22 protein-coding genes are annotated in these 22,027 nt (G+C 35.7%); 10 read left to right on the top strand and 12 right to left on the bottom strand.

The genetic code is table 11. The annotated features are described in order from the left end of the window. Window positions 1-80 precede the first annotated feature (80 nt). From NBX25_RS16045 to NBX25_RS16035, 3 genes are all read left to right on the top strand, one after another. Complete coding sequence (locus NBX25_RS16045; RefSeq protein WP_123907865.1) at window positions 81-740, top strand: YggS family pyridoxal phosphate-dependent enzyme; 660 nt, start codon at window positions 81-83, stop codon at window positions 738-740. Window positions 741-796: 56 nt separating this feature from the next. Beyond that, a complete protein-coding gene (locus tag NBX25_RS16040) occupies window positions 797-1,981 on the top strand; it encodes a sigma-54-dependent transcriptional regulator (RefSeq protein WP_250254362.1) in 1,185 nt (394 codons plus the stop codon). Window positions 1,982-2,081: 100 nt separating this feature from the next. Further along, complete coding sequence (locus tag NBX25_RS16035) at window positions 2,082-3,443, top strand: MATE family efflux transporter (RefSeq protein WP_123907867.1); 1,362 nt, start codon at window positions 2,082-2,084, stop codon at window positions 3,441-3,443. A 162-nt stretch (window positions 3,444-3,605) separates the two neighbouring features. On the opposite strand, the gene NBX25_RS16030 is transcribed toward NBX25_RS16035, so the two are convergent. Further along, on the bottom strand, window positions 3,606-4,109 hold the full coding sequence (locus NBX25_RS16030) for a GNAT family N-acetyltransferase (protein WP_250254361.1): 504 nt from the start codon (window positions 4,107-4,109) through the stop codon (window positions 3,606-3,608). A 445-nt stretch (window positions 4,110-4,554) separates the two neighbouring features. Next, entirely contained in the window at window positions 4,555-5,115 is a 561-nt protein-coding gene (locus NBX25_RS16025; RefSeq protein ID WP_250254360.1) for a Crp/Fnr family transcriptional regulator, read from the bottom strand. 76 nt (window positions 5,116-5,191) lie between these two features. Here NBX25_RS16025 and NBX25_RS16020 point away from each other — a divergent pair, with 76 nt between their 5' ends. Then, window positions 5,192-5,881, top strand: a complete 690-nt coding sequence (locus tag NBX25_RS16020; RefSeq protein ID WP_123907871.1) for an HAD family hydrolase — start codon at window positions 5,192-5,194, stop codon at window positions 5,879-5,881. A 115-nt stretch (window positions 5,882-5,996) separates the two neighbouring features. Here the strand turns inward: NBX25_RS16020 and NBX25_RS16015 are convergent, their stop codons facing one another. From NBX25_RS16015 to era, 3 genes are all read right to left on the bottom strand, one after another. Continuing rightward, window positions 5,997-8,399 (bottom strand): alpha/beta hydrolase family protein, encoded by a 2,403-nt coding sequence (locus NBX25_RS16015; RefSeq protein WP_250254359.1) that lies wholly within the window; start codon window positions 8,397-8,399, stop codon window positions 5,997-5,999. 150 nt (window positions 8,400-8,549) lie between these two features. Then, window positions 8,550-8,978, bottom strand: coding sequence for a DoxX family protein (locus tag NBX25_RS16010; protein ID WP_123855628.1), 429 nt, complete (start codon window positions 8,976-8,978; stop codon window positions 8,550-8,552). Window positions 8,979-9,045: 67 nt separating this feature from the next. Further along, window positions 9,046-9,921, bottom strand: a complete 876-nt coding sequence (gene era / locus NBX25_RS16005; RefSeq protein WP_123855627.1) for a GTPase Era — start codon at window positions 9,919-9,921, stop codon at window positions 9,046-9,048. Window positions 9,922-10,346: 425 nt separating this feature from the next. Between era and NBX25_RS16000 the strand changes: the two genes are divergently transcribed. Continuing rightward, window positions 10,347-10,910, top strand: coding sequence for a Crp/Fnr family transcriptional regulator (locus NBX25_RS16000; protein WP_123855626.1), 564 nt, complete (start codon window positions 10,347-10,349; stop codon window positions 10,908-10,910). 340 nt (window positions 10,911-11,250) lie between these two features. After that, window positions 11,251-11,583: a DMT family transporter gene (locus NBX25_RS15995; RefSeq protein WP_045496196.1), complete on the top strand. Its 333-nt coding sequence runs from the start codon at window positions 11,251-11,253 to the stop codon at window positions 11,581-11,583. Between the two features lie 112 nt (window positions 11,584-11,695). On the opposite strand, the gene NBX25_RS15990 is transcribed toward NBX25_RS15995, so the two are convergent. The 6 genes from NBX25_RS15990 to NBX25_RS15965 form a co-directional block, all read right to left on the bottom strand. Beyond that, a complete protein-coding gene (locus tag NBX25_RS15990; RefSeq protein ID WP_250254358.1) occupies window positions 11,696-12,463 on the bottom strand; it encodes a class I SAM-dependent methyltransferase in 768 nt (255 codons plus the stop codon). Further along, on the bottom strand, window positions 12,463-13,272 hold the full coding sequence (map, locus tag NBX25_RS15985) for a type I methionyl aminopeptidase (protein WP_123907872.1): 810 nt from the start codon (window positions 13,270-13,272) through the stop codon (window positions 12,463-12,465). Before map ends, NBX25_RS15990 begins: the two co-directional genes overlap by 1 nt. An 86-nt stretch (window positions 13,273-13,358) precedes the next feature. Continuing rightward, the gene (locus NBX25_RS15980; protein ID WP_123855622.1) at window positions 13,359-13,790 is read right to left on the bottom strand and encodes a BT0820 family HAD-type phosphatase; all 432 of its coding nucleotides are present in this window, start codon (window positions 13,788-13,790) and stop codon (window positions 13,359-13,361) included. Between the two features lie 99 nt (window positions 13,791-13,889). Further along, complete coding sequence (locus NBX25_RS15975) at window positions 13,890-14,867, bottom strand: acyl-ACP desaturase (RefSeq protein ID WP_123907873.1); 978 nt, start codon at window positions 14,865-14,867, stop codon at window positions 13,890-13,892. Window positions 14,868-15,017: 150 nt separating this feature from the next. Continuing rightward, a complete protein-coding gene (gene gpmI, locus NBX25_RS15970; RefSeq protein WP_250254357.1) occupies window positions 15,018-16,559 on the bottom strand; it encodes a 2,3-bisphosphoglycerate-independent phosphoglycerate mutase in 1,542 nt (513 codons plus the stop codon). Between the two features lie 182 nt (window positions 16,560-16,741). Next, entirely contained in the window at window positions 16,742-17,671 is a 930-nt protein-coding gene (locus NBX25_RS15965; RefSeq protein WP_250254356.1) for a DUF2268 domain-containing putative Zn-dependent protease, read from the bottom strand. A 142-nt stretch (window positions 17,672-17,813) separates the two neighbouring features. On the opposite strand from NBX25_RS15965, the gene NBX25_RS15960 reads away from it, so the two are divergent. From NBX25_RS15960 to NBX25_RS15945, 4 genes are all read left to right on the top strand, one after another. Beyond that, entirely contained in the window at window positions 17,814-18,641 is an 828-nt protein-coding gene (locus tag NBX25_RS15960; RefSeq protein WP_250254355.1) for a helix-turn-helix domain-containing protein, read from the top strand. Window positions 18,642-18,739: 98 nt separating this feature from the next. Then, window positions 18,740-19,306 (top strand): sugar O-acetyltransferase, encoded by a 567-nt coding sequence (locus tag NBX25_RS15955; RefSeq protein ID WP_502799771.1) that lies wholly within the window; start codon window positions 18,740-18,742, stop codon window positions 19,304-19,306. A 95-nt stretch (window positions 19,307-19,401) separates the two neighbouring features. After that, on the top strand, window positions 19,402-20,361 hold the full coding sequence (locus NBX25_RS15950) for an alpha/beta hydrolase (RefSeq protein ID WP_250254353.1): 960 nt from the start codon (window positions 19,402-19,404) through the stop codon (window positions 20,359-20,361). A 300-nt stretch (window positions 20,362-20,661) separates the two neighbouring features. Next, entirely contained in the window at window positions 20,662-20,985 is a 324-nt protein-coding gene (locus NBX25_RS15945; RefSeq protein WP_068943063.1) for a translation initiation factor, read from the top strand. A 2-nt stretch (window positions 20,986-20,987) separates the two neighbouring features. Here the strand turns inward: NBX25_RS15945 and NBX25_RS15940 are convergent, their stop codons facing one another. Next, on the bottom strand, window positions 20,988-21,887 hold the full coding sequence (locus NBX25_RS15940) for a leucine-rich repeat domain-containing protein (RefSeq protein WP_123907876.1): 900 nt from the start codon (window positions 21,885-21,887) through the stop codon (window positions 20,988-20,990). Between the last annotated feature and the right edge of the window lie 140 nt (window positions 21,888-22,027).

The raw sequence follows: 22,027 nt of genomic DNA, 5'->3' as shown, positions 1-22,027 counted from the left end.
AACAGGTTCTTCACAAGAAAAACCTGTTTTCTATCATTTTAAGCTTTGAACCTTACGCTAAATTTCAGAAATTTGCATTTATGAGTATTAAGGAAAATTATAAAGCGATACAAGATCAGCTTACGTCAGATGTTCAACTGGTTGCCGTTTCAAAAACGCATCCGGTTTCTGCTATTCAGGAAGTCTATGATCTTGGACAAAGAGTCTTTGGAGAAAACAAAGTCCAGGAACTGATGGAAAAAGCTCCTCTCCTGTCTCAGGATATTCAATGGCACCTGATCGGACACCTGCAGACTAATAAAGTGAAGTATATCGCTCCGTTCATCGATACCATCCAAAGTGTGGATTCAGAAAAACTGTTGGCTGAAATCAACAAAGAGGCAGGTAAAAACAATAGATCTATTAAAACCTTGCTTCAGGTAAAAATTGCGGCGGAAGAAAGTAAGTTCGGGCTTGAAATTCCAGAAGCAAAAGCCCTTTTTCAACAATACATCGATGGGAATTTCCCTCACATTGAAATTACAGGATTGATGGGAATGGCCACTTTTACAGATAATGAAGCACAAATCAGAAAAGAATTTTTAACTTTAAAGACGCTTTTTGATGAATTAAATCAACTAAAACCTTTAAAAACCTTATCAATGGGAATGAGTGATGATTTCCCTGTAGCTATTGAATGTGGTGCCAACTCTGTGAGAGTGGGATCTGCAATTTTCGGAAGAAGAGACTATTCCCAATAGAATATTTAGGTACGGTTTTTGCTAATAATTGAAACAAAAAATTTAAATTTGCGACTATGCAAAAAATCCTTATAGTAGAAGACGAAAAAGCAATCTCAGGAGTACTTCACAGTATTCTTTCTGACGAACTCACAGATTATGAATTTGTTATCGCCGAAGACGGCCTTGAAGGTTACAAACAGGTAGAAAAAGAAGATTTCGCGTTGGTGATCTCTGATATCAAGATGCCTAAACTTTTAGGAACCGAGCTTTTAAAGCAGAGTATGGTATTAAAACCTGAAACTACATTTATTATGATTTCAGGTCATGCTGATATTGATTCTGCCGTTTCCTGCCTGAAAGAGGGTGCATACGACTTTATTTCCAAGCCTATTGACATCAACAGGCTTATTACCAGTGTAAAGAATGCTTTAGCAAAAGAATCTTTGAAGAAAGAAAACAAAAGCCTTCAGACGGAAAATAAAACGTTAAAGAGAAAAGTCAATAAAAAATACCAGATGATCGGGAACTCTCCTGCCCTGCAGAAGATCCAGGATATGATCGAAAAGGTAGCGGTTTCTGATGCCAGAGTTTTGATTACAGGACCCAACGGTGCCGGAAAGGAATTGGTAGCTCATGCCATTCACAATCAAAGTGAGCGTGCAAGAGGACCAATGGTAGAGGTAAACTGTGCTGCTATCCCGTCTGAGCTTATTGAATCTGAACTTTTCGGACACGTGAAAGGTTCTTTCACAGGTGCTATTAAAGACAAGCAGGGGAAATTTGAACAGGCTAACGGAGGAACGATTTTCCTTGATGAGATTGGAGATATGAGCCTTATTGCTCAGGCTAAAGTATTGAGAGCCCTTCAGGAAAGTAAAGTATCTCCTGTCGGAAGCGACAAAGAGATAAAAGTTGATGTGAGAGTCATTGCAGCAACAAATAAAAATATGCAGAAAGAGATTGAGGAGGGGAAATTCAGAGAAGACCTTTACCACAGACTTTCTGTGATTGAAATTTATGTTCCGCCATTGGATGACAGAAAAGACGATATCAAATTATTGGTTGAACATTTCTCCGGTATGATTGCTGATGAGCATGGTACTGCTATGAAAAAGTTTGATGATAAAGCTATTGATGCTTTAAAAGCTCTTTCGTGGACTGGAAATATCAGGGAGCTAAGGAATGTTGTGGAAAGATTGATTATTCTTGGTGGAAATACTGTTTCTGAAAGTGACGTTGCAAGTTTTGTAAGGAAATAATACAACTATTATTACAATATTATAAAAATTTGCAGTACCACTACTGCAAATTTTTTTTTGGACTATTTTGAATGATAAACGATATGAATCTTAAAATACTATGAAATTTTTAAACAAAAACTACACAAAAGAATGCCTGACTTTGGCTCTACCTGTAATGCTTACCCAGGTAGGGCAAGTTTCAGTGAATTTATTCGACAATATTATTGTCGGGAAACTTTTAGGCGCTGATGCTTTGGCGTCTGTTTCATTAGGTAATGCCGTGTTCTTCTCCATATTTGTATTGGCCCTTGGATTTTCATTTGCCATACCACCATTGGTTTCAGAAGCACATTCAAAGCATGATCATGATACGATTAACTCAGTGTTCAGTCATGGTTTTGTAATTAATATGACGGTGGGAATATTGCTTATGGTTATTCTTTTATTGGGAATGCCTCTGCTCTACCACTCAGGACAGCCAGCAAAGATTATTCCTGATACGGTAGACTTCTTAAGCATTATGGTCATCAGTATGATTCCATTTATGGCCTTTCAGACCCTTCGTGAGGTTTCTGAAGGTCTTTCGTACACTATTGGAGTAACTAAGGCGACCATTATTGCTAACATTATCAATATTGTCTTAAACTATGTATTCATCAAAGGACTTTGGGGATTTCCTCCAATGGGTGTAAAAGGATCTGCATTAGCAACCTTAATATCTAGAATTTTCATGGTTGTCTTCCTTTATTTTGTATTGCTGAAGGAAAAGAGAACAAGACGTTATATCAAGGATTTTTCGCTAAAAATTCAAAGCTTCTCAAAAGCAATGTTTAATAAAATGGTACGACTTGGATTACCTACCGCATTGCAGATGTTCTTTGAGGTAACTGCTTTTGCCGGTGCAGCATTCATCTGCGGATTAATTTCTGCACATGATATTGCCTCTCACCAGATTGCTTTGAGTATGGCTTCGTTCACCTTCAACCTTTGCGTTGGATTTAGTGTGGCTTCTACGGTAATGATTGGAAGAAAACTGGGTGAACAAAACTTTGTTGAGCTAAGAAAAGTCGGGATTAATAACCTAAAGATTGCTTTTATCTTTATGTGTATCTGTGGATTGGTTTTTATCCTGGGACGAAACATACTGCCCACATTCTTCACGAAAAAAGAAGAGGTTGAAGTAATCACCCTGGCTTCCAAATTGATGATTATTGCGGCTTTATTCCAGCTTTCAGATGGTATCCAGGTAACAGCTTTAGGAATGCTGAGAGGGTTACAGGATGTGAAGATCCCGTCAATCTATACTTTTATTGCCTATTGGGTGATTACGATTCCTTTAGGCTATTTCTTCTGTGTAACATTGGAAATGGGAGCTTTCGGGATGTGGATCGCTCTTGGATTAGGATTAACGGTTTCTGCCGTCTTCCTCGTTAAACGATTCCTGAATATGTCTGCTAAGCGAATTAAGCAGAATACATAATATTTAAGAGGCTGTTTCAGTAGAAACAGCCTTTTTTATTTTTCTCGCAGATCTCGGAGATTACGAAGATTATTTATTTTGAACGGGCTAAAGCCCATTTCTATTGAATTTTAATACAGTAATAAGAAAAAAGGTTATCTCAAGCGGATAACCTTTTATATTTTATTGAATTCTTTTTCCTAAAATCTTCAGACTTCGTTCAATACCATCCAAAATGGCTACATCCGGAAGAGTTCCCCAATCTTCAAATCCAAAGTATCGGAATAGCTTCAGACTTGGCTCATTATGAAGAAAAATAAGCGCTACCAGGTTATTCACTCCGAACTTTCCTGCATTGTCAATACAATACTGAAGAATCGTTTTACCATAGCCTTTTCCTCTACAGCTTACATCCAGATAAATACTTACTTCCACCGTTCCACTGTAAGCTGCTCTTTCATGAAATGAACTAAAACTTACCCAACCTACAATCTGGCTATCTGTATCTTCTACGATCCAAAGCGGTCTGGTCTCCTCATTATGCTCTTTGAACCATTGTACTTTACTCTCTACAGAAACTTCTTCCACGTCTGCAGTCACCATTCTTGAGGCAATGGTTGAGTTATAAATCGCTACAATTGTATTTAAATCGGCTAATTCGGCATTTCTGAACTTTAGTAATTCCATTGGTATTGCATTCAACTTTTATAATACAAAAATAATAATTTTTCCAAATGCCCCATTTATTTTAATCAATTAAATATTTTTAATTAAAAAAAACAAAATCACCCCTTATAAAAATGACATACAAAGATAAAACAATCATTTTTTTTACAATACGCAAAGAGTAATAAGATATGAAGATTGGATATTTTTTAGTTGCAAAGATTTTATTTACGATAAAATTGAAAGCGGCTTGTAATGCCACGAATGCACGAATAATCTATCAGCGTAAAAAACCTATGTGGCTATGGGTTAAAAAGAATAATTTTTACCACATAGATATATAGAATATTGTGAATAAAAGTTAGTTTAAAAGTGTTATTTTTCCTTGCTAAGGATCTTTGATTCTCTTGTGCCTTAACAACAGTTAGCACTATATTTCTTTGTGCATTTGCGTTTACCAACACAATTAATTCAAATCTTTCAAGATTCTGTTCAGGCTTCTCACTGTGATTCCTAAATACGCAGCCATATCTTCTTTGGAAATCAGGATATTTTGTTTAGACTGCATTTTAAGTAGCTGTGCCAAAGTATGCTCTACTGTATAAAGCTGTTGATAAGAAGCTCTGCTAGTGGTATTAATAATACGTTCCGCAAAAGAATTTAGTAACAAGTTATTCAGGATAAGATCTGTCTGCATCAATTTATTGAAATAAGGCAGCCTTATGGTGTACACCACAACTTCCGTTAATGCTTCAATCCCGCACAGACAAGGAATATTTTTGATCAGTTCCACTTCTCCTAAGATCTCGCCGCTTCCCAGAAATTCAACGATATATTCTTTTCCGTTCTCTTCTTCAAAGTAGCATTTTGTAATTCCTTCTTTAATTAACATGACCTTAGAAACGGAATGATCCTGAATCAATAATTTCTGCCCTTTGGAGAATGATTCCAGGATAATATTCCCCACCCTTTGTTTTTGGTAAAGTGCTTCAAGATGGCTTAAAAATGACTGATTCGTTCGTAACATATATTTTCGGGACAATTGTCCTTTGCCGGTTTAATTTTTATTCTGAATTTTGCGAACAGAAATTTACAAAACAAAAATGAATAATCATACTACAACAATAGCCTTTGACGCAGATGACACTCTTTGGATCAATGAACCTTACTTTCAGGAAGCAGAAAAGGAGTTTTGTATATTACTTGAAGATTATCTTCCTCAGCATTCTGTCTCTCAGGAACTCTTTGCAACAGAGATGAAAAACCTTCATCTATATGGATATGGAGTAAAAGGATTTATGCTTTGTATGGTTGAGACTATTGGAAGAGTATCAAATAATACAGCATCCTTACAATTGGTTAATAAAGCCATTGAATTAGGTCAGGAACTTCTCCAAAAACCGATTGAATTATTAGATGGAGTCACAGAAACGCTTGAAAGTCTGAAAGGAAAATACAGGCTCGTTGTGGCTACAAAAGGAGATTTACTAGATCAGGAACGTAAGTTGAAAAATTCAGGATTACAGAACTATTTCCATCATATTGAAATCATGAGTGATAAAAAGGAACATGATTATAAAAAACTGCTAAAGCATCTTGATTGTCAGCCGGAAAACTTCCTTATGCTTGGAAATTCTATCAAGTCGGATATCTTACCTGTACTGGAAATCGGCGGATCAGCAGCTCATATTCCTTATCATGTTACCTGGGACCATGAGCAGCATGACGTGAATCTTGATCATGAAAACTTTATGGAATTGAAAAGTATTAATGAGATCTTACAATTTATTTAAGCTTAGAGGTTGATTACGCTTTTAAGAATATTGAGTAAGGCTTCACCGTGCTCTAAATTTTCTTATTGTTCTAAGATATAAAAAAGGCTATTCATTCCTGAATAGCCTTTTTCTATTATTTTTTCAGACATTTTTCAAGGAACTGATCCTGTTCCCATAAAACGTGGAATATATTCTCTTTGGCCTGGTATCCGTGTGACTCTTTTGGAAGAAGAACCATTCTTACCGGTGCTCCAAGGTTTTTCAAAGCCTGGAAATATCTTTCCGTCTGCAAGGTAAAGGTTCCCGGGTTGTTATCTGCATCACCGTGAATCAGAAGCAAAGGGGTTTTCATTTTGTTTGCATTCATAAACGGAGACATGGTGTTGTAGATCTCCGGAACATCCCAGTAATTTCTTTGCTCACTCTGAAATCCAAATGGTGTTAACGTTCTGTTATAAGCACCACTTCGTGCAATACCACAAGCAAAAAGATTAGAATGTGTTAATAAGTTAGCTGTCATAAATGCTCCATAAGAGTGACCTCCAACAGCAACTTTCTTTTTATCAATATACCCCAATTGATCTACAGCATTAATTGCCGCATCAGCATCGGCTACCAGTTGTGTAATAAAGGTATCATTGGGTTCTGTTTTTCCTTCTCCGATAATCGGGAATGCAGCATTATCTAAAACAGCATATCCTTTAGTCACCCAATACACGAAAGAGCCGTAATATGGGAAAGTAAAGTCGTTATCATTCTGAGTACTCTGTCCCGCTGTATTCTTATCTTTAAATTCTCTTGGATAAGCCCAGATCAGTAAAGGTAATTTTTCTTTCTTTGCCTTTCTGTCATAGTTTGCCGGCAAATAAAGAGTTCCCGTCAATGTAACACCATCATTTCTTTTATAAGTAATAACTTCTTTATAGACATCTTTAATGCTTTCAAAAGGATTGGCAAAGTGAGTTACTGCTTCAGCTTTATTAGACTTAATATTCTTTTTATAGAAGTTCGGATATAGACTGGATGATTCTTGTGTTGTTAAGATCTCTCCTTTTGAAGGATTTAAAATATCCACAATCTTTTCTTTAGCCCCTTTAAGGTTAGAAGAATACAGTCTTTTTTTCTTCAATGACTTGATATCCATTTCATCAATAAACGGATGCTGCCCATCTTTTGTAAACCCATCCCCGATCAGATATGCTTTTCCGCCTTTCATATCGATAACGGATCTACCGTATTGGTTTTTCACAGTGTTGAAATTTCCCGGATCACTATATACATCCTGAGAGTTTCTATCATCTATAACCTTTGATTCTCCATTGTTAAGATCAACCAGGAAAGTTTTGGTATTTCTGGTATCATACCATTCTTCAGATACTAACGCATAGTGGTCATTCGTCCAATCTATATCCTCAAATCTCTGTTTGATTTTGAAGAATGATTTAGGAGCTGCTGCAAACGGTGCATCCCAGGTAAAGATTTCATCTCTGTATTCTGCAGTTTTATATTGATCTCCACCGTCAAGGGCTTCTGTAAAAACTAAAGTCGCCGGAGCATCACTTCTCCAAGTCATTTCTCTTTTTCCTGTTCTTACAGATGAAAATCCTTTAGGCATAATTTCATTCAAAGGAATTTCATTCACAACTTTTACAGTATTTCCTTTCGTATCATATACCGTTGTAGTCATAGGAAACCTGTTTAACGGGACGATATAAGAAAATGGCTTTTTAATGACTGAAGACAGCAGGTAATTTCCATCCGGGGAAAAACTTAATCCTGTGTACAAATCCTGGTTCATTACCTTTTTAAGAGTACCATTAAGATCTACGTTGAAGACTTCAGAGGTTACTAATGTTTCAAAGTTCTTTTCATCCTGAGGATTCTTTAAAAGATCCTGGTATGTTCTATTTTGGGAGACTTTTCCGTCTGCTGTAGAAACAATGGGTCCTGTAGGCAGGTCTTTTCCTGAGTCAATTAGAGCAGGTCTGTTTTGAGGTAGCGTTCTAATAAGAAGACTTTTGGAATCATTATACCAAAGATATGGGTTTCCTAAATTGGCATTCAGGATATCTCCTGTAATCTTTTTGGCTGTAGCAGTTTCCAGGTCTACAAGCCATAATTCTACTCCTTTGTTGGTGGTATTGGTAAAAGTCAGTTTCTTTTCGTCCGGTGAAAACTGAACATAAGCAATTTTAGCTCCTGCAGGCAGATTCTTTACCTGAACTTCATTTTTATCACTGAACTTTCTTATTTTAAGATTGTTAAAATAGGTTACCGTACTGGCAATATTCGTAACCGGATTGATTCTTAATCCACCCAGTTTCATTTCCTGTTGATTAAGATCATCCAACGTCTTATATGTTGAACGATAGGTAAAAACTACCCAGTCTTTTTTGTTATTCATTAAGACAGATGGCGGTCTTTCATAATCTGCAAGTTTCACGATTTCAGCAGAAGGTTTTTGATAAGTAATATTCTCCTGTGCATCATAAAAATTGAGAAATGCCAGCAGGCAAATTGTCAGTTTTATCTTCATATAGATTTATTTTCTACGAATGTAGTGATTTTTAAGATAAATTTACTATAAAAATCCATCTATAATCCCCAATAATAAAGACATTTATAAAAATAACTCCAATAAAAAAGAGCACCCGAGGATGCTCTTTTTATATATATAATAAGGTTTTTACCAATCTGAAGCTCTTTTTCTTCTTTCAATCATATGATCTACAGAAACTTTTCCGGCTCCGATAATCATCAGAAGAAGATATACAGAAAGATAGATAAGACTCATCTCTCTTTTTTCAAAAGGATCTGCTCCATGAACTACAAATCCGGCAATGACCATTGTAAAGATCAAGAAACCTAAGGCAACTCTCGTAAAAAGCCCTAATATCAGCAGAATTGAACAAACAAACTCAGCAAGTACTGTAAGGATCAGGGTAATTTGCGGTCCCATTCCCAGGAAGTCAAAAAATTCAATTTTTCCACCCGCCAACAGCATCTGAAGTTTTGGATATCCATGAGAAAGCATTGCAAAACCAACAAATACTCTTACTGCTAATAAAATAATATCTTTAGGTATTGAGCTCGAATTTGAATTATTGTAGTTCATTTACTAAAAAATTTAGACTAAGGTAATAAAAATCTTTTAATACAACGGGTTTTACAGCATTTTTAGTCTATCTGTAACCAAAATTCTTAAGATCTCTGTCATTCTTTCTCCAGTCTTTTTTCACCTTAACAAATAAATTTAAGTGAATTTTCTTAGAAAAGAACTTCTCCAGGTCTAATCTTGCTTCTGTACCTACTTTTTTGATAGCCTCTCCTTTATGTCCGATAATAATTCCCTTTTGGGTATCTCTTTCCACATAAATGATAGAATCAATGAAGATAATACCTTCTTTTTCTTTGAACTGCTCAGTTACTACTTCCACAGAATATGGAATTTCTTTATCATAATTCAAAAGAATTTTCTCACGAATGGCCTCGTTTACAAAGAATCTTTCTGGTTTATCTGTATACTGATCCTTATCATAATAAGGTGGGTTCTCAGGCAATAAAGATTTTAGCTTAGGTAAAATAACCTCAGTATTAAAGGCATTAAGAGCAGAAATAGGAAGAATTTCCGCTTTTGGAATCTTATTGTGCCAATCTTCTACTAATTTTTCAAGTCCTGCCTGATCAGTCTGATCTACTTTATTTAATAACAAAAGGACAGGAACAGGGATTTTATTTAATTTATCAATTAAGAACTCGGAAGGTTCAGCTTTGTCCGTTACATCAACAATAAACAGGAATACATCAGCATCCTGAAGGGAATCCTTTACAAAATCCATCATTTTTTCCTGCAATCCATATTTAGGATCCAATACTCCCGGAGTATCGGAAAATACGATCTGAAGGTCCTCTTCATTATAAATACCAAAAATTCTGTGACGGGTTGTCTGGGCTTTCTGCGTTACAATCGCCAATTTCTCTCCCATTAATTGGTTTAGAAGTGTTGATTTTCCCGCATTGGGCTTTCCAACTATGTTTACAAATCCAGCTTTGTGCATAAAAATAATATTACGAACTGCAAAGTTAGTAAAACAAAATTGGTCTTTACCGTTAATCTCAATATTTAAAAGAAAAAAGCGAGTTATTTGTCTTTGGAGTACATTTCAAAAAGATTTTTTTTAAAAATTATAACACTAGTTTTTTGAACCTATACATTTTACCACAAAGTCTCAAAAGTTCTTAAACACTTAAGCTTACTTTAGAAAATTTTAAATGATGCTGCAAGAAGAACACACAAGTTTTTTTGAAAATCTAAGATTTTCATGGATATGCAACAGAATATCAAAAATTTAATATTCTCCTCCTTTAATGGAGTTACAGATTGATAGGTACTTTCTTTCTACTTTTCTCACAAAAAACTACAAAATAATCTTGTATTGCATTACCTAAAACTGATATTTTTGAATATTAGAATTCATCTTTTATGAATATAGACCAGATTCTTGACCAGATTTATACACTCCCTGAAGACTCGAAAAATAGTTTAAAAACCTATATCTCTGAAGTTTCCCATCCCAAAGGATACTGTTTGATGGAAGCAGATAAGGTTATCCCTTACGTTTATTTTATCCGTAAAGGAATTGCCCGTGCCTACTCTTCTACTTCAGATAATGATATTACGTTCTGGTTCGGCAGTGAAGGTCAGTGCGTCCTTTCTATGAAAAGTTATGTGGAAGATAAACCAGGTTATGAAAGCATTGAACTACTGGAAGACTGTGATCTGTACAGACTTGAGACCGAAAATCTCAAAAAACTGTTTAATGAGGATATTCATATTGCCAATTGGGGTAGAAAGCTGGCGGAATTGGAAATGATAAAATCTGAAGAGCTGATTATCTCAAGACAATTTAAAACCTCACTGGAACGGTATAAAGATATTATCCAGTATCAACCGGAGTTACTCAAAAGAGTTCAGCTTGGATATATTGCCTCCTACCTCGGAATTACACAGGTGAGTCTAAGCAGAATCCGTGCGGAGATTAAGTAAAAATTATGTTTAAGGATAGAAGCGTTTTAAGTTTTGGCTAAAGCCAGAGGAACGCTAATTTATATTGAAAGCAGACTAAAGTCCGCTCCTATTGATATTATGGTGTATGTGATATCAATATTGATGATTATTTATTGAAATAAAAACAAGCAGCTAGCAGCTTTTATCTAAAAAGCCCTCATGAATTAAGCAACAGAACATCATCCATTCTAACTACTATAACACCCCTATTCCAGTTCCCAACCTCCGGCCTACTTCTTAACAAAAACTCATTTTTTAACAATTGTAAAATTTTTTCTCCATTCAATTTCTGAAATTTGTAACAGAAAAATTTAAAAAAATGAATTGGATAATATTAGTTATCGCAGGATTATTTGAGGTTGCCTTTGCCTCTTGTTTAGGAAAGGCAAAAGAGACATCAGGGACGGAAATGTATCTTTGGTACACCGGTTTTCTGATAACGATGACTATCAGTATGCTTCTTCTGATCAAAGCTACACAAACATTACCTATTGGTACTGCTTATGCGGTATGGACAGGAATTGGAGCGGTAGGAACAGCTTTAATGGGAATTATCTTCTTTAAAGACCCTGTAAGTTTCTGGAGAGTATTTTTTATTGTAACACTTATTGGATCAGTTGTAGGTTTAAAAGCTGTTTCTTCATCACATTAAGATAAAAATATAAACTTCTATCTATATTTAAAAATGAAACCGCCTTCGTTATGAAGACGGTTTTGTTTTGATTATATTTCAGAATGCTCTGCTTCTTACTTTATATTTCTTATTATTTTTTGAAGACTAAGGGTAAGATTTCATTGCTTCTTAACCCATATTTCTTTATTTCTTCTTCTGAAAATTTCTGCGAATAGAAATTGATATCTGTTTCAAATCCTGCATTTCTTAAACGGTCAAAATAATCCATTCCGTACCAGCGTACATGATCGTATTGACCAAAATGCTTCTGGCGTTCTTTCGGATCTTTGATGGTAAAATCTTCATAGGTTACTGCCAGTGAATTTTTCATCGGAACCTGAAGAATTCCCCATCCTCCGGGTTTCATTACCCTGTACAATTCGCTCATTGCTTTTGCATCGTCTTCAATGTGTTCCAGAACATGGTTACAGAAAACAATATCAAAGCTGTCGTTCTCGAAAGGTAAATCAAGAATATCAGCCTTCACATCTACAATAGGAGAATATAAGTCTGCCGAAATATAATTCAGATTACTCATTCTCTTGAATTTTCTCAAAAATTCCTGTTCGGGAGCAATATGCAGTACTTTATAATTTTTAATGAAAAAATCGGTTTCGTTCTGAAGATACAGCCACATCTGGCGATGTCTCTCCAGACTCAAGGTTCCCGGAGAAAGAGCATTCTCTCTTTGTTTCCCATAGCCATAAGGCAAAAACTTTCGATATGACCTTCCATCAATGGGATCATAAAACTCATCTCCTTTGAAAAACTGATAAATAAGCGGTCTTGCCCAAATGCTCATTTTAATAAGCATGGGACGTGGAATTTTATTCAGTAAAAGCTTAGTTATCTTCTTCATTAAAAATCCAGTTGGAAAGGCTTCTCTTCGTCACTTACGATCCCTAACGCTTCGTATACATAATCAAATGTAGAAAGCAATACCGGCTTACCATTGATTACCGCTACATCGTGCTCAAAATGTGCAGATGGCAGGTTATCTAAAGTAGTTACCGTCCAGCCATCATTATGGAATTTTACTTTTTCAGTTCCAAGGTTAATCATCGGTTCAATAGCAATGGCTAAACCGTCTTTAATCACCTTTCCACTTCCTTGTTTTCCATAGTTAGGAACCTGTGGATCTTCGTGCATCTGTCTTCCTAAACCATGTCCTACAAGCTCTCTTACGACACCATATCCTTCTTTTTCACAATGTGCCTGGATAGCATGAGAGATATCTCCGATTCTTTTTCCTCTGATACATTGCTCAATCCCTTTATAAAGAGATTCTTTCGCAACTTTCAACAACTTTTTAACTTCCGGCTTTACTTCCCCGATTTCAAAAGTATAGGCATGATCTCCCACAAATCCGTTAAGGATCACTCCACAGTCTACGGAAAGAACATCTCCTTCTTTTACCACTTCATTATTCGGAAAACCGTGAACTACCTGCTCATTAGGAGAAATACAAAGAGAGTTCGGGAAACCTCCGTATCCTAAAAATGCAGGTTGTGCACCATGATCTTTAATAAAATCGTGTGCTAACTTATCCAAATATAAAGTTGTAATTCCCGGTTTAATTTCTTTTGCCAACATTCCCAATGTTTTAGAAACCAATCGGGCGCTCTCCTTCATCAGACGCAGTTCGTCTATTGTTTTTAATTGAATCATTGTATTAATTTACCAATGTATTAATGTATCAGTGTATCCATATTGATCGATAAATTGGTACACTGTTAAATTGTTATATTTTTATTTTACCAGAAAAGTCCTTTTTTCTTTTCTTTTTTAAGTTTTGAATAAGCCAAGACTTCTCCTCCTTCTACACGGAATTCTATTCTTTCCTGAATAATATTGTAGATTTCACCCCATCCCGGGAACCCACCAATATTTCTGTCATCAATGAACCAGTCTGCATCTAATTTTCTCGATTGATTTGCGGAATCAAAAACCTCTCCTTCGAAGCTTGAATTCACTGCATAAAATTCCAATCCGTTCTTTTTGCAGAATTCTACTGCTTCATCTAACGTTTTTCCGTGTCTGTATGTCCAAAGAATAAGCCTAAACCCTTCTGCCTGTAATCTTTTCAAGGTCTCGAAAGCGAAGATCTTTGCCTTTCCAATTCCTGGGTATGCATCATCAACAATAGTTCCGTCAAAGTCAACAGCAATCTTTTTATTATTTAACATTTTGTTCTTTTTTTAGCTTTGCAAAGATAAGAAATAAAAAAGAGTGCCAAATAGAAAGGCACTCAATACTTTTATAATTTAAAATAATAATATGGGCTACTAGCTCTTAACCCAGTTAAACTGGAACTGAAGATCCGGAGTAGAAACTCTGTCTGTAATCTTCTGTAGTCTTGAAGGAAGCTTCATCAGGTATTCCTGAGCTTTTTCTGCTTTTTCTGTAAGACCTTTTACGTGCTCAATCTTCCATTCATCCAACAGATCTTTCATAATGTTGATATAATCCTGACCGGTATATACCATACATCTTTGTGCTGCATCTGAGAAGTGTCCCCAAAGTTCACCTGCCTTCTGTCCTGATTGTCTCATCAGGTGAGCAGGCATTACAATCTTCTTGCGCATCATATCTTCGAAGGCAAGAATCATTTCTGATGGATCTATTTCAAGGATTTTAGCTACGAAATGCTTGTAAGCTTTTGCGTGTCTCGCTTCGTCTGCTGCAATTACACCGCACATTTTAGCTAATTTTCCGTTTCCGGATTGTTTTGCTAATGTTCCTACTCTTCTGTGAGAGATATTGGTTGCTGTTTCCTGGAAACTTGTATAAATGAAATTTCTGTATGGGTCCATGCTTGTTCCCAAGTCGAATCCATCATTAATAAGATATTGAGTGGTAATTTCTACCTCCCTCATATTTACTCTACCACACAGGTAAAGGTATTTGTTTAATAAATCTCCGTGTCTGTTCTCTTCTGCAGTCCAAGCTCTTACCCAGTTTGCCCAGCCTACTTTTTCTTCCTGATTAATTCCGTCAACCCCCATTAACCAAGACTCATAAGAAGGAAGAGCTTCTTCTGTGATACAGTCTCCAATCAAGGTTACAAAAAGGTCGTAAGGCATTTCACGGGCAAAAGTCTGAATTTCTTCAAGATCATGTTTAAATTCATCGCTTGAAGGATCTGGTAAATAATCAGAAGGCTGCCAAATTTTTTCAATTGGCGTTAAAAATTTATCAAGAAAAGAACCTACTTCCTTTTCCAATAATCCCATTACTTCTTTCCTAACAAGCTTTTGATACATTTTTATATTCAGTTTTTAATTAGCAAAGATATGATTTATTTATTATTTAACGCATAATAAAGTATGCAACTCATACCTTATCTGACATAAATCATAAAAAAATGCCGATATACAAGTATAACGGCATTTTTTTAACAATATTATTGAATTTTAGCTAACTAAAATATCTCCTGTCATTGCATTTGGTATTTCAACCCCCATTACATTAAGGATTGTAGGGGCTACATCACCCAGTTTTCCTGGTTTTAAGTTCCATGTACGGTCTTTATCCATGACAATGAAAGGGACCAGATTAGTTGAGTGTTGAGTATTAGGAGTTCCATCAGGATTCAGCATAACATCTGAATTTCCGTGGTCAGCCAGAATAAATACGGCATATCCGTTTTCATAGGCTGCTGTAGCTACTTTTTCAATACATGCATCTACTGTTTCTGCAGCTTTTACAGCGGCTTCAAATACTCCTGTATGGCCTACCATATCTGTATTCGCAAAATTCAGACATACAAAATCTGCAGTTCCTTGCTCAAGTTCCGGAACAATCGCATTGGTGATGTCGTAAGCGGACATTTCAGGTTTTAAATCATATGTAGGAACGTCTTTTGGACTTGGACATAACAGTCTTTTTTCTCCATTGAATTCTTCTTCTCTTCCTCCTGAGAAGAAGAAAGTAACGTGAGGATATTTTTCTGTTTCAGCAATTCTGATCTGGGTTTTCCCGTTATTCTCCAAAACTTCCCCCATTGTTTCTGTTAATACATTTTCGTCAAATACCACCTGAACATTCTGGAATGTTTTATCATAGTTGGTCAACGTAATATAATTAAGGTTAAGTTTCTTCATTGAGTATTCAGGAAAGTCTTTCTGTGAAAGTACTTCTGTAATTTCTCTTCCTCTGTCTGTACGGAAGTTGAAGCAGATTACCACATCATTATCGATAATTTTTGCTACCGGAACAACGTTTCCTGTAGCGGTTGTATTGACTAAAATGATAGGTTTAAGGAATTCATCTGTCACATTATTGTCATATGAATCTTTGATCGCTGCTAATGCATCGGTTGTTTCGAATCCAATTCCTTCCACAAGTGCATCATAAGCCAATTTCACACGTTCCCATCTCTTATCTCTGTCCATTGCGTAGTATCTTCCTACAACAGTAGCCAGTTTTCCGGTAGTTGCTTCCATATGGTTCTGAAGTTCTTCAATGAAGGCTAATCCGGAATGCGGATCGCAGTCTCTTCCGTCTGTAAATGCATGTACAAAAACATTTTCATTCAACCCAAATTCTTTGGCTGCAGTCAATAATCCTTTCAGGTGATTGATATGTGAGTGTACTCCTCCATTGGAAACCAGTCCTATAAAGTGTACTTTTTTGTTTTCTTTTTTAGCATAATCAAAAGCATCCTGAATCACTTTTTCCTGTCCCAGGGTTCCGTTTTCAACAGCCATATTCAGTTTTACCAGATTTTGGTAAACGACTCTTCCGGCTCCAAGGTTCATATGGCCTACTTCAGAATTTCCCATCTGTCCTGCAGGAAGACCAACCGCTAAACCGCTTGCTTCAAGAGTAGTGTGTGGAAATTTTTGGTAGCAGCTATCTATAAATGGTGTGTTTGCTTTGTCTATGGCAGAAACTTCAGGGTTTGTTCCTAGTCCCCATCCGTCAAGGATTGCTAATATTGCTTTTTTTGACATTTTGTAAAACTTTAGTACACAAATTTATTGAATTTCCGATGAATAGACGAATTTGAAACCTCCAATTTTATACCACTCTCATAGTCAAGACCCTACCCTTGAAACAAGGCCGGGGTTTGTAATTTGGTAATATCTGGCAGATCTTACATATATCATTATCTTGATTTAATTTTCCAATACGATTATTCTTTAAAAAAGTCTTCGAATTTCATATTGTTTTTCTTAGTGTATTCTTTGATATAGGAATCCAGGAAACCACTTTCTTTTAAGAACTTTAAAGGATCTGTAATATGTAAAATATCCTGAACCGCTTTATGTTTATCTAGCTGTTTATTGAAATAGGCCTCACTAATCTTATATCCCATCCAATATCCTAGGTCATTGGGACGGTCGTCCTTTTTAGTAGTTCCGTAAAGCCAATCCATAGGACTGCTTGTTTTTAATACGGTTACGAATTCTCTGTATAATGCATCAGAATGAGCCTCACCATATTGATAAAATGGGCTGTTATTCGTCTCTCCTGAAACCAGTTCACTGATAAAATCTGCACTTCCTTCCATAAGGCAGTATTTCAGTAAATTATCTTTCCCTTTAATGTCTTGCTGAAAATGAACCAATTCATGAGAAATAAGACCAACAATTCCATCCAGGTTTCTAAGGTTTTCTGTTCCAATCATCACTCCGTCTTTAGTAAAAGTCCCACCAGTGTTGAATCTTCCGTATACAAAATAGATTGGTGGAAATTTAGCTTGAGGATACCAATATTTCATTCCACTGTAAATAGATCTGATTCTTTTTTCTTTTTGCTTTAATCCTGACAATACATTACGGCTTTCCAGATAATCTGCTTTTCTCTTTTTTACCATCGTATATAAGGAATCAGCATTGATGATTCGGTTTTCCGTAAAACCCTTCACTCCAGGAGAACCATTTTTCATATAGTCTATAAAAGGATTTTGTTTTGAGGTATCCATTTTATCAAATGCTTTCCAGAAGTTTTCGGTATCTTTTGTTTCAAAAACAGCACCCAAAGGATCTGTAGAAAAACCGGTTTGAGCGTTTGTCATCCCGAAGGTCAAAAGTAAGGCAGCAAGGATATGATGAGTCTTCATATTAGTTTTTAAAATTAACGATCAAAAATATGAAAAATTGTATTGAGCCTACATAAAAAAAACGATAATAATTGAGCTTCACAGCAAAACTACCTCATCACAAAAATCTTACATTTGTTGTAACAATGAATAAAACAAGAATATGAATGTACAGACAGACAACATATTAGAAACCATAGGCTATTCGGGGATATTCCTTTCCTGTTTTTCTGAACATGGTGTACATTGTGTACATTCTAAGCCGGAACATGTTCTGGTTTACCTTTACTCAGGTGAACAGATCATTGAAGACCGGAATAAGAAAATAAAACTACAAGCTGGTGATTGTGCTTTTATCCGACGGGATCATCGCTTGAAAATGTATAAGAACAGCAAAGGTACAGATCTGTATAAGGGTATTTCATTGGTATTTCAGCGCAGTGTATTGCGTGATTTTTACAGTAAGACCAACAAATCAAAAATTCCAGAGGGTATCAAAGTTTCTGATAAGAAAGTTTTTAAATTAGAACCTACTCCGGCTATTAAAAGTTTGTTCCAATCTCTTACTCCTTACTTTGACAGCAATGTACTGCCAACAGAAAGTGTGGTACATCTCAAATTGCTGGAAGGAATTTATGCCCTGCTCAACAACAACGAGCTACTCTATCCCATTCTTTTTGATTTTGCAGAACCATGGAAAATTGATCTTTTGGAGTTTCTTAATCATAATTATATGGATGATCTTAACATGGAGCAGATTGCAGCATTGACTGGACGAAGCCTTGCTACCTTTAAAAGAGATTTCAAGAAGATCAGCAATCTGCCACCACAGAAATGGTTGATACAAAAGCGTCTTGAAATGGCTTATATTAAGCTAAAAGAAGATAATAAAAAGGTTCAGGATGTCTATATAGAGGTTGGGTTTAAAAATTTCTCCCACTTCTCTACTGCTTTTAAGAAACAGTATGGTGTGCCACCAACAGAAATATAAGACTTATTCTAAGAATGAGCTTCAGAGAAAAACAATCTGAGCCTCACAGCAAAACAGCCATGAGGCTTTATCTTTAATTTTGCAGTGTTAATAAATCAATAACAATGCAAACACAAGATATTTTTGAAAGGTTACGAAACGGTGAAACTATTCCAGCCAATGATCCTGAAGGCTATAAAATGCTTGAAGAATCTTTTTTAACAAAAAAGCTGCTTATTCAGATGAACAATACTTCTGAGCCTGATGAAGTGAGAAGCTTCTTGGCTCAAATAACAGGTTCTGAGATTGATAAAAGCACCAATATATTTACACCTCTCCATATCAACTATGGAAAAAATACCAGAATTGGTAAAAATGTATTTATCAATTTTGACTGCACTTTTCTAGATCTAGGTGGTATTACGATTGAGGACAATGTACTGATTGCACCTAAGGTCAGCTTATTATCTGAAGGACATCCTGTTTCCCCGGAAGAAAGACATTCTTTACTGGTTGGAGCTATCCACATTAAGAAAAATGCGTGGATTGGAGCAAATGCTACCATTTTGCCGGGAGTAACCATTGGTGAAAACTCAATAGTAGCTGCTGGTGCAGTAGTTTCAAAGGATGTTCCTGATTATACTATTGTTGGAGGTATCCCTGCAAAAATGATTAAAAAGATCTAAGAAGGTATATCATGAAAAAAGTAATAAGCCTGTGCATTGTATTTCTCACTACAGGACACCTATTTACACAAAATAAGAAATTAGATTTTCAAAAAATGAACACAACAAAACATTATACTTTTATAATAAGTAATAAAGTAATACGCCAAAAAGTAAGTTTTAAAAACCGTTATGGAATAACTCTTACAGGTGACCTATACATTCCAAAGGATCATAGCTCTCAGGTATTATCTGCTATTGCCATCTGCGGACCATTTGGAGCTGTAAAGGAACAATCTTCGGGATTATACGCTAATCAGATGGCAGAACGTGGCTTTGTAACATTCGCATTTGACCCATCCTATACTGGTGAAAGCGATGGTAAGCCCCGTAACGTGGCATCCCCAGACATCAATACCGAAGATTTTAGCGCTGCAATAGATTTCCTGGGAATACAGAAAAATATTAACCGGAGCAGGATCGGAATCATAGGAATCTGTGGTTTTGGAGGTTTTGCTCTCAATGCCGCTGCTATAGATAAGCGTGTAAAAGCTGTTGCCGTCACCAGCATGTATGACATGTCCAGAGTAATGTCAAAGGGATATTATGATACTATGACACAAGAACAACGAAACAAAGCTTTGGAACAGTTGGGGGAACAGCGGTGGAAAGATGCCGAAACAGGAGTTTTTCATGCCGGCCCTATATTAAATGCTAAAAAATTGAAAGGTGATGAACAACAATTTGTAAAAGATTATCATGACTATTATAGGACTTCAAGAGGGTTTCACAGTCGTTCTTTAAACTCTACTGGGGCATGGAATGCTACAAACCCGTTATCTTTCATGAATATGCCGCTCCTAACTTATATTAAAGAAATAGCGCCAAGACCTCTTTTGATTATTGCCGGAGAAAAAGCTCATTCCCGTTATTTCAGTGAAGATGTATTTAAAATGGCTACTGAACCTAAAGAGCTAATGATTATTCCCAATGCTGTACATGTAGATCTGTATGATAAAATGAATGTTATTCCTTTTGATAAACTGGAAACTTTCTTCAGGGAAAATTTAAAATAGTTATGAAACCATAATTTTTAATGATATTGATTTGAAGATCAATAGTACTGTATAATAACACCATATCCTATATTTATTAAAAATGGCAATAATTCTAAAAATATATCTCCAATGACAGGTGATACTTCATATAACTATATAAAACTAAGCTCTGTAAATAATGCAGTCAATTTAGCTACAGCATTAGGTTCCAAAAATCTATCTATTACTTTTGGGGCAGAATAAAGTAAGCTAACCACAAGCTTACAATTTTCATAAGGATTGCATGGAATAATCCATAATTCTTTTTAATTTTGCGGTATGGACTTACGTGATCAATTGAAGAATCTTTTTCCTGAACATGAAGAGCAGGATTTTGAAATGCCTGAAGAAGAATTCAAGCAGAAAGAACCTTTAGTGTGTAAATTTGAGAAGAAGGGAAGAAATGGTAAGCCTGTAACCATTGTTGAAGGCTGGGAAGGGAGTGAGGAGGACCTTAAAAAAATCTCAAAGAAAATAAAAACCACCTTAGGAATAGGCGGTTCTGAAAAGGACGGAACGATTATCATCCAGGGAGATAACCGTGATAAAATAATGGCTATCCTTAAAGATATGGGTTATAAAACCAAACGTGTTGGCGGATAGGTTTAGAAATAAACCTGGGTTTCCGGCAGTAACGTTTTTAATTTTTCAATTTTAGATTTTTCTATAGGATTTCCTGTAAGAATCAAAGTTTTCAGGTTTTTAAGCTGGCTGATTTCTACAGGAATATCTTTCAGTTTATTGTTGGCCAGATTCATACTGACAATCTTCTTTAATCCTTTTATTCTGGATGAAATTTGTGTGATATTATTGTCACTTATGTTCAGAAATTCAAGTTCTTCAGCTTTAAACAAGTTCTCCGACAGTGTGACAATGGCATTCTGCTGCAATTCAAGATATTTAATTTTTTTGGGAAACGAGAGACTTCCTATGTCATTGATCTGGTTATTAGCCAGGTTTAAAAACTTTAGATTTTTAATCTGATACAACCGGTCAGCGATAAAACTAATCTGATTTCCCTGTAAATTTATTTCTTCTAAAGTGGAAATTTCCATCAATGCCTCAGGAAATGTATTAAGGTTATTGGCATCAAAATGAACAACTTTAAGATTTTGCAGCTTTGCAATATTGGGATTGATACTGGTTAGACTGTTCAGATTCATAGAAAATGTAGTCAACTTTTTAAGCTGGCTAATTTCATCCGGAATATACTTGATGCTGTTTTCATTTACATTCAAAAATTCCAGTTCTTTCAGTGTAAAAAGCTCCTTATCCATTCTTTCAAACTTATTTGCCATCATATTTAGAAAGAATAATGAATCCAGTTTTACAATCTGAGGAGGAAGATTAAACAATCCTTTTTCTCTGAAACTCATGCTGTAAACAGCTTTTTTACTATTCAGAGCATCTTCAATATTGGTAAAAGTAGGATATTTAACAGGATCAATCTGAGCGCTGACCTGAGAAAGTGATAAAATGGAAATGAGTAAAAAAAACTTTTTCATACGAAGACGTTTATAATTTTTTAAAAGCCATATTGAATTGCATCATCTTAATCTGTACTTGTCTTTGCAAATCACAGCGATTTCATCAACAGAAAATGCCTGCCAGTCACTTTCGTTACCAGCAGGCAGAATGATTAATA

Source organism: Chryseobacterium sp. Marseille-Q3244, assembly GCF_940807095.1.
Lineage (GTDB): Bacteria > Bacteroidota > Bacteroidia > Flavobacteriales > Weeksellaceae > Chryseobacterium.
This window is presented reverse-complemented; position numbering and strand designations above follow the sequence as displayed.